The organism is Acerihabitans sp. (genome assembly GCF_036398755.1).
Taxonomy (GTDB): Bacteria; Pseudomonadota; Gammaproteobacteria; order Enterobacterales; family Enterobacteriaceae; genus Acerihabitans.
The window spans coordinates 16,496-28,680 of sequence record NZ_DASWOM010000123.1 but is presented as its reverse complement, the minus strand read 5'-3'; the positions used below and the strand labels follow the sequence as shown (position 1 = coordinate 28,680).

Sequence of the window (12,185 nt, the reverse complement as noted above, 5' to 3'; positions counted from 1 at the left end):
GACTATGCAGTTAGATAACCCGCAATTGCTCCGCCATCAGGCCCTGATTGACGGCGAATGGCGCGACGGCGACGGCGGCGCGCGCGAAGCCGTCACCAATCCGGCCACCGGCGAAGTATTGGCCGAGGTGGCGCAAATCAGCGCCGCCCAAACCCGGCTGGCCATTGATGCCGCCGCCGCGGCGCTGGTGTCCTGGCGGGCCTTGACCGGCAAGCAGCGCGCCGCGCTGTTGCAAAACTGGTCGCGGCTCATAGCCGAACACCAAGACGATCTGGCCCGGCTGTTGACCGCCGAGCAGGGCAAGTCCCTGGCCGAGGCGCGCGGTGAAATCACCTATGCCAACAGCTTTATCGACTGGTTTGCCGAAGAGGGCAAACGGGTGGAGGGCAGCGTCCTGCAGTCGCCCCAGGCCCGGCAACGACTGTTGGTGTTAAAGCAGCCCATCGGCGTTACCGCGGCGATCACGCCCTGGAATTTCCCGGCGGCGATGATCACGCGCAAGGTGGCGCCGGCCCTGGCGGCGGGTTGCACCATGATTGTCAAACCCGCCGAGCAAACGCCGCTTACCGCCCTGGCCCTGGCCGAACTGGCGGTGCAGGCGGGCATTCCGCGCGGCGTTTTGCAGGTGGTCACCGGTCCCGCCGCCGCCGTGGGACAGGTGCTGTGCGCAAGCCCGGTGGTGCGCAAGCTGAGCTTTACCGGCTCAACCGAAGTAGGCCGCCTGCTGATGGCACAGTGCGCGCCGACCATCAAAAAACTCTCCCTGGAACTGGGCGGCAACGCGCCGGTTATTGTGTTTGACGACGCGGATCTGGACAGCGCCGTCGCCGGCATTATGGCCTCGAAATTCCGCAACAGCGGCCAGACCTGCGTCTGCGCCAACCGCATCTATGTGCAGCGCGGCATTTATCCCGCCCTGGTCGCCCGATTGGTCGCCGAAGTCTCACGGCTCAAGGTGGGCGACGGCATGGCGGAAGGCACGACGCAGGGGCCGCTTATCGATGCCGACGCCGTGGAAAAAGTGCGCGCGCATATCGACGACGCGCTGTCCCAGGGCGCCACGCTCCTGGCCGGCGGCAGGCCCCACGCGCTGGGCGGCACCTTTTTTGAACCCACCCTGATAGGCGACGTCACCGGCAAGATGCGCTTTGCCCGAGAGGAGACCTTCGGCCCGGTGGCGCCGCTGTTTCCCTTCGACGACGAGGACGAAGCCGTCGCCATGGCCAACGCCACTGAATTCGGGCTTGCGGCCTATGTCTTTACCCGCGACGCCGCCCGTCAATGGCGGGTGCCCGAAGCGCTGGAATACGGCATGGTCGGCGTCAACACCGGCCTTATTTCCAACGAAGTGGCGCCGTTCGGCGGCGTTAAACAATCGGGGCTGGGGCGCGAAGGTTCACGCTTCGGCATCGACGAATACCTGGAAATGAAATACCTGTGCGTGGATATCGCCCCCACCCGGTAATCAGGCTTCCCCGGCCCGTCGCTTGCGCGGGCCGGGGAGGGAAATACGGTTGCATCGACAGGGTGCAACCTCGTGCAACTTTGCACGGCTTTAAGGCATACACCGGGTGCAACCCGACAGCCTGACCCACGCCGTACCCCGTTCCCGCCGCATTCGGCCTTCTTAAAAAAAAATCGCAGATTGGCACGAAAGATGCTTGATGTATGATGCATCATTTAACCTTTCGTTGGCGAAATTTTAGGGGACAGGATATGTTGAAACAATTAGCGGTATCCACATTACTGGTCGGCCTGGCCTTCCAGGCCCAGGCGGAAACACTGACCGTGATTTCCTTCGGCGGCCAGAACAAAGTGGCGCAGGAGAAAGCGTTCTACCAACCGTTCAAGGCGGCGGGTAAAGGCGATATCGAAGCCGGGGAATACAACGGCGAAATGGCCAAGATCCGCTCCATGGTGGAAACCAAGCAGGTAAGCTGGGACCTGGTGGAAGTGGAAGGGCCGGAGCTGCGCCGCGGCTGCGACGAAGGTTTGTTTGAAACCCTGGACTGGAAAAAGCTCGGCGATAAAAGCGAGTATGTGCCGGGGTCGGCCACCGAATGCGGCGCCGGCATATTCTTGTGGTCGACCGTGCTGACCTATGACGCGCAGAAGCTGAAAAAAGCGCCGACCAGCTGGGCGGACTTTTGGAACGTCAAGGATTTCCCCGGCAAGCGCGCGCTGCGCAAGAGCGCCAAGTTTACGCTGGAAATCGCCCTGCTGGCGGACGGCGTAAGGCGCGAGGATGTCTATTCACAACTGGCGACGCCGGTGGGCGTCGACCGGGCCTTTCGCAAGCTTGATGAAATCAAGTCCAATATCCAATGGTGGGAATCCGGCGCGCAGCCGTTGCAATGGCTGGTTTCCGGCGACGTGGTCATGAGCTCCGCCTATAACGGCCGGGTGGCCGCCGCCGCCACCGAAGGGCATGATTTCAGGATGGTATGGGACAACAGCCTCTACGATCTGGACAGCTGGGCCATCGTCAAAGGCTCCCAGCATAAGGCGTTGGCCGAACAGTTCATCGCCTTCGCCAACCGGCCGGAAAACCAAAAAGTCTTCGCGGAAAATATTCCCTACGGCCCGACCAATAAAAACGCCATCGGCTTGATCGCGCCGGCTATCGCCGCCAACCTGCCGACCTCCCCGGACAACCTGGCCAATGCGCTGGCGGTGGATACGCAGTTTTGGATTGAGCACGGCGAAGATCTGGAGCAGCGCTTCAACGCCTGGGCCGCCCAATAATCTTGGACCTTAGGGCAACGCCACGCACACCGGAGACGAAACAATGACATCAAGCGGAGCCATGCCGGCGCAAAACGCCGCCGGCGCGTTAACCAGCGCCACGCTCAAGCAGCAGCTGTATCAGTCGCAAAAGGTCTACAAACGCCGAACCTGGCTGTTGGTGGCCCCGCTGCTGCTGTTTATCCTGATAAGTTTTGTGGTGCCCATCGGCTCGGTACTGATAAAAAGCGTGGCAAACCCGGAAGTGCGCGAAGGTTTGCCCACCCTGACGGCGGCGTTGTCCCACTGGGACGGCGCCGCGCTGCCGGATGAAGCCACTTTTCAGGCGTTGATTAGCGATCTGCGCCGGGCGCGCGCCGGCGGGCAAATCGCCACGGTGGCGAAACGCCTGAGCTACGAAAGCCCCGACTACCGCGGCTTGATTATGCGTACGCTGCGCGCCGCGCCCGATACGCCGGGCAACACGCGCGCCGCGCTAATCCAGGCGTTGCCGCAGTGGGGCGATATTACCGTCTGGCGCTCGGTGCGGCGCGCCAGCCGGCCCTTTACCAGTTTTTATGTCTTGGCGGTATTTGACCACAAGGTGGATGTCCGGACCGCCGAGATCACCCGATTGCCCACGGGGCAGGCGCTGTATATCGGCGTGCTGCTGCGCACGCTGCTGATGGCGGCGGTGGTGACGCTTCTTTGCCTGGCGTTGGGCTATCCGCTGGCCTATTGGTTGGCGAAACAGCCGGCCGGACGCGCCAATCTGTTGCTTATCATGGTGCTGCTACCGTTTTGGACCTCGTTGATCGTACGTACCGCCAGCTGGATTGTGCTATTGCAATCCGGCGGCTTGATCAACGGCGCCCTGCTGCACACGGGTCTGATCGATAAACCCTTGGTGCTGGTGTTTAACCGCGTCGGCGTCTATATCGCCATGACCCATATTTTAATGCCGTTTATCGTCTTGCCGCTGTTTGCGGTAATGAAAGGCATCTCGCCTAATTATATGCGTGCCGCCATTTCACTGGGCGCGCATCCCTTTACCGCCTTCTGGCGGGTGTATGTGCCGCAAACCTATGCCGGCATTGCCGCGGGGGGATTGCTGGTCTTTATCATGGCCATCGGCTATTACATCACGCCCGCGCTGCTTGGCGGTCCCGGCGACCAGATGCTGAGTTATTTCGTGGCGTTTTTTACCAATACCACGATGAATTGGGGCATGGCGGCGGCGCTTGGCAGCCAATTGCTTATCATCGTTATCCTGCTCTATATCGTCTATATCCGGGTTACCCGGACGCAGGCGGAGCTGGCGGCGCATTAACCGGGGAGTGAATATGATAAGACAGGAAGGCCTGTTGCTGATGCGGTTGTGGAATACCGTTTTCAATTTTTACGGCGCGGCGGTGCTGTTGTTTCTGGTGGTGCCGGTGCTGATTATCGTGCCGTTGTCGTTTAACGCCGGCTCGTTCCTCAGCTATCCGCTTAACGGTTTCTCGCTGCGCTGGTACCAGGCGTTTTTTCATTCCCGCGAATGGCTGGGCGCGTTGGGCAACAGTTTGCTGATAGCGCCGCTGGCCACGCTGCTGGCCACCGCCCTGGGCGTATTGGCCTCGGTGGGCCTGGTACGCGGCGAGTTTCGCGGCAAAACCCTGGTGATGGCGATTATTGTCTCGCCGATGATTGCGCCGGTGGTTATCGTGGCGGTGGGCATGTTTTTCTTTTTTGCCCGTATATCGCTATTAAACAGCTATATCGGGCTGGTGCTGGCGCACGCCATGCTGGGCGTGCCCTTCGTGGTGATTACCGTTACCGCGGTGCTGAAAAACTACGATCGCAACCTGTCGCGCGCCGCCGCCAGTCTCGGCGCGCCGCCCTGGCTGGTGTTTGCCAGGGTAACCCTGCCGCTGATTGCCCCCGGCGTGTTTTCGGGCGCCTTGTTCGCTTTTGCCGCGTCTTTTGACGAGGTGGTGGTTACCCTGTTCCTGGCCAGTCCCGCCCAGCGCACCTTGCCAATCCAAATGTTCGCCGGCATCCGTGAAAACCTGGATCCGACCATCGCCGCCGCCGCCTCGCTGATGGTGGGCGCCTCGCTGATATTATTATTGGTGATGGAAATGCTGCGCCGCCGGGCCGCGCGCATCCGCGGCACCGCAGGCGGGTGAATATAAGGGCATGCGGCGCCGGGCGCACGATGGCCCGGCGCGGGCGCAACGCCCACGGGACGGGGGAATAACCGGATTACCGCCGCGGCAACGCCGCTTCGTTGGCGGTGGTAAATCGCGCCAATGTGTCATCACAGTCCAGGATGTCCTGGCGGATGGCGGCGGCGGCGGCATCACCGTCCTGAAGGCGCAGCGCGGCCAGCAGTTCCTGATGATGGCCAATGGTCATCTGTTGGGTGAGCTGGGCGTAGGCCTGGGCAATCAGCGGTCCGGTGCGCATCCACAGCCGGTCGATAAAGCTGCTCAGCACCGGCATCATGGCGCTTTGCGCCACCAGTAAATGAAATTCGCTGTTAAGCCTAAGCGCCGACACCCAGTCCTCTTCGGTAATCGCGCGGATGTTGCGCCGGATATTGATGGTCAACAGCTGGAGGACGGCGGGGGTGATGCGCGCCGCCGCGCGCCTGGCGCCCAAACCTTCCAGCTCAAGGCGCAGGGTTTTCAGTTCCAGGTATTGTTCCTGGTTCAGCAACGGCACGCGAATATCCTTCGGCGTGCGCATTTCCAGCGCCTGTTCATTGGCTAACTGTAATACCGCATCCCTGACCGGCGTGACGCTGGTGCCGACCTGGGCCGCCAGTTCCCGTATACGTAATCGATCGTTGGGTTTCAGTTGGCCGGTAATCAGCGCCTGGCGCAGGTTGGCGTACACGCTGGAGCCGAGATACGCGTGCTCTATTGGACCTGGTTGATAACTCACCAATTTCCCCGCATGAAGGCCGCCGTGGCGGCAAAAATTCTACTGCATCAAATATACAACATGATGCGTCAAAATAGCCATGCGCTTTAGCTCTTCCCGATCACCGGTATCCTTGTGCCGACAACAGGATGCGGATTTTCACCGCCGCAGAGTAAGTGTTAGTGCATTTTATGGGTGGGTGAGGGTAAAAAAAAAGACTAGGCTTGCAGGATAGTGATCAAGGCGCATTTTATCTAACGGGAGACAGAACTATGAAAGCAATTGCCTATAACCGGCATGGATTACCCATTGAAGACCCTCAGGCGCTGGTGGATATCGAACTGGAAAAACCGGTACCGGGACCGCGCGATTTGCGGGTGGCGGTCAAGGCGATTTCGGTGAATCCGGTCGACACCAAGGTGCGCGCCAAGGCGGCGGTCACCTCTCCGCGCGTGCTGGGCTGGGACGTCGCCGGTATTGTCGAGGCGGTGGGGACGGACGTGTCGCTGTTCAAACCCGGTGATGAGGTGTTTTACGCCGGTTCTATTATGCGTCCGGGCTGCAACAGCGAATTTCACCTGGTGGATGAGCGCATCGCCGGACACAAACCGGCCTCGCTCGACTTTGCCAACGCCGCCGCGCTGCCGCTGACCTCGATAACCGCGTGGGAATTGCTGTTCGACCGGCTGGGCGTGGCCGAAAACGGCGGGGAAGGCGACAGCCTGCTGATTATCGGCGCCGGCGGCGGCGTGGGATCGATATTAACCCAACTGGCGCGCAGGCTGACCCGCATGACGGTTATCGGCACCGCGTCGCGTCCGGAAACCCGGGACTGGGTAATGAATCTGGGCGCGCACCAGGTTATCGATCACAGCCGCCCCATGGTTGCGCAGTTAACGCAGCTCGGCATCGCCAATGTGACCCACGTGGCGAGCCTGACGCACACCGACAGCTATTATCCGCAGCTCATCGAGGCCCTGGCGCCCCAGGGACGTCTGGCCCTGATTGACGATCCGGCCGCTCTCGACGCCCTGCCGCTTAAGGCCAAATCCCTGTCGCTGCACTGGGAATTGATGTTTACCCGATCCAGGTTTGAAACCGCGGATATGATTAACCAGCACCGGATACTGGAACGCGTCGCCGGGCTTATCGATCAGGACGTGCTCAAGACCACGCTCGGCCAGCATTTCGGCGCCATCAATGCCGCCAATCTACGTAAAGCGCACGCGCTGCTGGAAAGCGGCAAATCGAGGGGTAAGCTGGTGCTGGAAGGGTGGTTGTAAGGGCCCATAGTCGTGCGTAAGGCGTTTTCATCAAACTGATGCCGCACCAGCCCAACGTATGGCAAGAGAAACCCCCGCCGGCGTGGCATAAACCCTCCCGCCGGCAATTCCCACCGACGTGGCATAAACCCTACCTCCAGCAATTCCCCACTCCGTAAAAGTAAGACGGCAGGCTTGCCAACCGCTTTAGGCCGCTGTTTACCACAGCGCAATGTAATCAGCATGCAAATTAGTGAGTACCATCAAAGACAACGCCGGCGTTTTTCGTTAAATTAACGCCACTGAGTCCCGAGTGCCTCCCGCGCGTAACGGGCGCTATTTTACGAGCCGTTGTTTATGCATGAGTTCAATCTGGTTTTACTGCTGCTTCAGCAGATGTGTGTCTATCTGGTCATTGCCTACCTGCTGAGTAAAACACCGCTGTTTATCCCGCTGATGCAAGTCACCGTTCGGCTGCCGCACAAGCTGCTGTGCTATGTCATGTTCTCCATGTTTTGCATTATGGGCACCTATTTCGGCCTGCATATCCAGGATTCCATCGCCAATACCCGCGCCATCGGCGCGGTGCTCGGCGGTCTGCTGGGCGGACCGGTGGTCGGCGTGCTGGTCGGTTTGACCGGCGGCCTGCACCGTTATTCCCTGGGTGGCATGACCGCCGTCAGCTGCATGATTTCCACCGTGATGGAAGGCCTGCTCGGTGGCCTGGCGCACCGCCTGCTGCTGCGGCGCGGGCGCATCGACAGGCTGTTTAATCCTTTTACCGCCGCGGGGGTAACCCTTGTGGCGGAAATTGTGCAGATGGCGATTATCCTGTCGGTCGCCCGTCCTTATGAAGAGGCGCTGCGGCTGGTGAAGAGCATTGCCCTGCCGATGATCGTGACCAACAGCGTCGGGGCGGCGATGTTTATGCGCATCCTGCTGGACCGGCGGGCGATGTTCGAAAAATACACCTCGGCCTTTTCCGCCCGGGCGCTGAAAATCGCCGTTTGTACCGAAGGTTTGCTGCGCCAGGGGTTTAACCAGGAAAACAGCATGAAGGTCGCCGAGGTGATTTACCATGAGCTGGATATCGGCGCGGTGGCCATTACCGACCGGGAAAAGCTGCTGGCGTTTATCGGCATCGGCGACGACCATCATTTGCCGGGCACGCCGATTTCTTCCGCCCATTCGCGTCGGGCTATTGATAATAATGAAGTATTTTACGCCGATGGCAATGAAACGCCGTATCAGTGTTCGTTACAACGTCACTGCAAACTGGGTTCGGCGCTGGTGATACCGCTGCGCGGCGAGAACCACGAGGTGATAGGCACCATCAAGCTGTATGAGGCCAAGAACCGGCTGTTCAGCTCCATTAACCGCACCCTGGGCGAAGGCATTGCCAGCCTGCTGTCGGCTCAAATCCTGGCCGGGCAGTATGAGCGTCACAAGCTGCTGCTGACCCAGTCGGAAATCAAGCTGCTGCACGCCCAGGTCAACCCGCATTTTCTCTTCAACGCCCTTAATACGCTGGTGGCGGTGATCCGGCGCGACAGCGACCAGGCCAGCCAACTGGTGCAGAATTTGTCGACGTTTTTTCGCAAGAACCTCAAGCGCTCCGAGGAAGTGGTCACGCTCGCCGACGAAATCGAACACGTCAACGCCTACCTGCAAATTGAAAAGGCGCGTTTCCAGGACCGCCTGCAAATCCGCTTTGATTTGCCCGTGGCGCTGCTCGGCATGCATCTGCCGGCTTTTTCGCTGCAACCGCTGGTGGAAAACGCCATTAAGCACGGGACGTCGCAACTGTTGGGCCAAGGCATCGTGACCCTGAGCGCGCGGCAGTTTGATCATCGCCTGCTGCTGTGCATCGAGGATAACGCCGGCTTGTACCGGCTGGCGGCCGGCAACACCGGTCTTGGCATGAACCTGGTGGATAAGCGCGTGCGGGTGCGTTATGGGGAGGCGTACGGCATTAGCGTGGAATCCAGGCCCGAGCTGTTTACCAGGATCACGCTTAGCCTGCCGCTGGAGGAAGAGGCGCTATGCTCAGCGTGCTGATTGTCGATGACGAACCGCTGGCGCGGGAGAACCTGCGCTGCCTGCTCCAGCAGGACGCGCAGATAGCCATCGTCGGCGAATGCGCCAATGCCCTTGAAGCCATAGGGGCGGTGCACCGGCTGCATCCGGACGTGTTGTTCCTGGATATCCAGATGCCGCGCATCAGCGGGCTGGAAATGGTGGGCATGATCGATCCGGCCAGCAAACCGTATATCGTCTTCCTGACCGCCTTTGATGAATATGCCGTGCGCGCCTTTGAAGAGCATGCGTTTGATTATCTGTTAAAACCCATTGAGCCGCGCCGTCTGACCAAGACCCTGAGCCGTTTGCATAATGAGCGGCCCGACCAGGATCTCGCCCTGCTGGCGGGACAGGAAGGCGACCTGAAATATATTCCCTGCGCCGGCCATAGCCGTATCTATTTATTGAAAACCGAAGACGTATTGTTTGCCCATTCCAGGCTGAGCGGGGTCTATGTCAGCGGTATCGAAGGCGGGGAATGCTTTACCGAGCTGACGCTGAAACTGCTGGAAATCCGCACGCCCCTGGTGCGGTGCCACCGGCAATTCCTGGTCAACATGGCGCATCTGCGCGAAATTCGCCTGGAGGAGTCCGGCCAGGCGGAAATGGTGCTGAACAACGGCCAGACGGTGCCGGTCAGCCGGCGCTATCTTAAATCCCTCAAGCAGAGTCTGGGCCTCAAGGGATAACGCGCCCGGCCCCGACCGGCGTCATCAACGCTCAGGTTAGGGATAGGGTCTTTTTTTCGATGAGCGCCCGTATGCCGACCCGATCTTCGGGCGTGGCCGGGGTATAAATCACCAGGCCCAGATCCGGTTTGCCGTCGACCGAGAAGGCAGAATACTCAAGGGTGATAAGTCCCAGGGTCGAATGCTGGATATATTTGGTGCCTTCGCCATAAAGACCGACGTCATGATCGCGCCACAACGCCGTGAATTCCGCACTGGCCAGGCTGAGTTCCTCGACCAGCGCCCTGGCACGGGCGCCGCCGCCGCTCCGGGCCGTTTCGGTGCGAAAGGTGGCCACCACGAAACGGGCCACGCTTTCCCAGTTGGGTATTTTGTTGCGGATGCCCGGCTCGCAGAAAATAATGCGCAAGATATTGCGTCGCTTTTCGGGCAGCACCGCATAATCGGTCAGCACCACCGTGGCCGCGCGGTTCCAGGCGATAATATCCCATTCAGCGGTTTTTACGTAGGCGGGGCAATTCTCCAGCGAGTCCAGCATGCGTTGCAACTGCGGCGTCACGCTGCGGCTTTTGGGGTAAGCCCCTTCCGGCGGCCGGTTCAGCGCCAGCAGGAACAGATGTTCGCGCTCGACGTCCGTCAGCGCGAGCGCGCGGGCGAGCCGGTCCAGCACCTCGGCCGACGGCGCGCCGCCGCGTCCCTGCTCAAGCCAGGTATACCAGGTGGTGCTGACATTGGCGAGCAGCGCCACCTCCTCGCGCCGCAAGCCGGGCGTGCGCCTGCGGGTCATGGAATAGCCCAGGCTCGCCGCGTCAAGCCTGGTGCGGTGATAGCGGAGATAATTTCCCAGCAGATTATCATCCTGCACAGTCGCCATGCGTTGTCCTCCCCAGATGTTTAACCGCATTATCGCCGTATTGCGCCGGTTTGTCACAAACCGCCTTATCACCCGGCGGCTCTCCCTCAGCATTTGCGGCCGGCCGGCTTGGCAGACCCTAAATTATAAGGCAAGCTGGCGGTAAAACGACCGATAAGGAACCGGGATCATGCCACATAATGAGCACTATGACCTCCTGGCCTCGCTGTGGGACCTGGCGGGCCTGCCGCCCGAAGCGTTGACCCAGGCCGCCCTGAGCGGCGCCGACCCGCTTTTCCCTTCGTCTTTTCGCGTGGGCGCCGCCGCGCAAAGCACCATTGCCGCAGCGGCGCTGGCGGCCTGTGAGCTGGGACAGGCGCGCGGCGCGGCGCGCCAACGGGTAACGGTGGACATGGCCCATGCGGCGGTGGAATGCAGCGGTTGGTTTTCCCTTGACGGCCGGGTGCCCGATTTATGGGATGCTTTCTCCGGTCTTTACCCCTGCCGTGATGGATATGTGCGCATCCACGCCAATTTTGCCCATCACCGTGCGGGGGCGCTCAGGTTGTTGGGCCTGGATCCGGCCCACGCCACGCGCGCCGACGCCGAGCGCGCCCTACAGGCCTGGAGCGCGCCGGATTTTGAACAGGCCAGCGCCGAACGCGGTCTGGTGGCGGCGGCGCTGCGCCGTTTTGATCAATGGGACGCCACGCCGCAAGGGCGGGCGATTGCCGCCCAGCCTCTACTGACCATTACGCGGATTGGCGACGCTCCGGCGCTGTCGCTGCTGCCGCTGCGCGACGATCGCCTGCCGCTTTCCGACGTGCGCCTGCTGGACCTGACCCGTATCCTGGCCGGGCCTGTGGGCGGCCGGGCGTTTGCCGCCCTCGGCGCCGACGTGATGCTGGTTAACGCGCCCCATCTGCCCAATATCGAGGCGATCGCGGACACCAGCCGCGGCAAACGCTCGGCGCTGGTGGATTTGCGCACTCCGCAGGGCAAGGACCAGCTCTGGCGCCTGATTGAGCACGCGCATGTCTTTTCACAAGGCTATCGCCCGGGCGGGCTGGCGGCGCTCGGATTTTCACCCGAGGCGATTGCCAGACGCCGGCCGGGAATGATTTGCGTTTCCCTTAGCGCCTACGGCAGCCAGGGCCCCTGGGCCGAACGCCGGGGGTTCGACTCATTGGTGCAAACCGCCATGGGTTTTAACCATGCAGAAGGAGAGGCCGCCGGTAATGGCCGGCCGCGCGCGTTGCCGATGCAAATCCTCGATCAGGCCACCGGCTACCTGATGGCCTTCGGCGCGGCGGCGGCGCTTTGGCGCCAACGGCGGGAGGGGGGCAGCTGGCATGTGCAGGTTTCCCTGGCCCAGACCGGCCACTGGCTGCGTGGCCTGGGACGCCTTGAACGGGGACTGCACCGGGTCCCGCCTGATTTCAGCCCGTACCTGGAGACCACGGCGTCCGGCTTCGGCGAGCTGTGCGCCGTGCGGCCCAGCGCGCGGCTGGCGCGCACTCCGGCGGGGTATGCGCTGGCCTCGATGCCGCCCGGCAGCAGTCCGGCGGTGTGGTGGTAAGCCCATTTTTCCCGGCGGGATAAAGCCGCGGTCGGCATGCCCGGGCGTTGGCGCCGACCTGCATTACCGGGGTGCTTGCATAACACATA

The 12,185-nt window shown here is 61.3% G+C and carries 10 protein-coding genes; 8 read left to right on the top strand and 2 right to left on the bottom strand.

Annotation, left to right across the window (positions count from 1 at the left end; all coding sequences use genetic code 11):
* The first annotated feature begins 4 nt into the window (after positions 1–4).
* The 4 genes from VGC33_RS20340 to VGC33_RS20325 all read left to right on the top strand — a co-directional run bounded on the left by VGC33_RS20340 (position 5) and on the right by VGC33_RS20325 (position 4,895).
* A complete protein-coding gene (locus VGC33_RS20340; RefSeq protein ID WP_331122591.1) occupies positions 5–1,465 on the top strand; it encodes an NAD-dependent succinate-semialdehyde dehydrogenase in 1,461 nt (486 codons plus the stop codon).
* 251 nt (positions 1,466–1,716) lie between these two features.
* Positions 1,717–2,745, top strand: a complete 1,029-nt coding sequence (locus tag VGC33_RS20335) for a polyamine ABC transporter substrate-binding protein (protein ID WP_331122590.1) — start codon at positions 1,717–1,719, stop codon at positions 2,743–2,745.
* Between the two features lie 43 nt (positions 2,746–2,788).
* Positions 2,789–4,054, top strand: a complete 1,266-nt coding sequence (locus VGC33_RS20330; protein WP_331122589.1) for an ABC transporter permease — start codon at positions 2,789–2,791, stop codon at positions 4,052–4,054.
* Positions 4,055–4,067: 13 nt separating this feature from the next.
* Entirely contained in the window at positions 4,068–4,895 is an 828-nt protein-coding gene (locus VGC33_RS20325; RefSeq protein ID WP_331122588.1) for an ABC transporter permease, read from the top strand.
* A 76-nt stretch (positions 4,896–4,971) separates the two neighbouring features.
* Here VGC33_RS20325 and VGC33_RS20320 read toward each other — a convergent pair whose 3' ends face one another.
* Positions 4,972–5,655: a GntR family transcriptional regulator gene (locus VGC33_RS20320; protein ID WP_331122587.1), complete on the bottom strand. Its 684-nt coding sequence runs from the start codon at positions 5,653–5,655 to the stop codon at positions 4,972–4,974.
* Between the two features lie 251 nt (positions 5,656–5,906).
* Here VGC33_RS20320 and VGC33_RS20315 point away from each other — a divergent pair, with 251 nt between their 5' ends.
* From VGC33_RS20315 to btsR, 3 genes are all read left to right on the top strand, one after another.
* Positions 5,907–6,917 carry a zinc-binding alcohol dehydrogenase family protein gene (locus VGC33_RS20315; protein ID WP_331122586.1) on the top strand — a complete coding sequence of 337 codons (1,011 nt, stop codon included), beginning with the start codon at positions 5,907–5,909 and terminating at the stop codon, positions 6,915–6,917.
* 336 nt (positions 6,918–7,253) lie between these two features.
* A complete protein-coding gene (locus VGC33_RS20310; protein ID WP_331122585.1) occupies positions 7,254–8,954 on the top strand; it encodes a LytS/YhcK type 5TM receptor domain-containing protein in 1,701 nt (566 codons plus the stop codon).
* On the top strand, positions 8,939–9,664 hold the full coding sequence (gene btsR, locus VGC33_RS20305; protein ID WP_331122584.1) for a two-component system response regulator BtsR: 726 nt from the start codon (positions 8,939–8,941) through the stop codon (positions 9,662–9,664). The genes VGC33_RS20310 and btsR overlap by 16 nt, the downstream gene beginning before the upstream one ends.
* Positions 9,665–9,695: 31 nt before the next feature.
* Here btsR and VGC33_RS20300 read toward each other — a convergent pair whose 3' ends face one another.
* Positions 9,696–10,538 (bottom strand): helix-turn-helix transcriptional regulator, encoded by an 843-nt coding sequence (locus VGC33_RS20300; protein WP_331122583.1) that lies wholly within the window; start codon positions 10,536–10,538, stop codon positions 9,696–9,698.
* Positions 10,539–10,707: 169 nt separating this feature from the next.
* Here VGC33_RS20300 and VGC33_RS20295 point away from each other — a divergent pair, with 169 nt between their 5' ends.
* The gene (locus VGC33_RS20295; RefSeq protein WP_331122582.1) at positions 10,708–12,096 is read left to right on the top strand and encodes a CoA transferase; all 1,389 of its coding nucleotides are present in this window, start codon (positions 10,708–10,710) and stop codon (positions 12,094–12,096) included.
* Positions 12,097–12,185 lie beyond the last annotated feature (89 nt).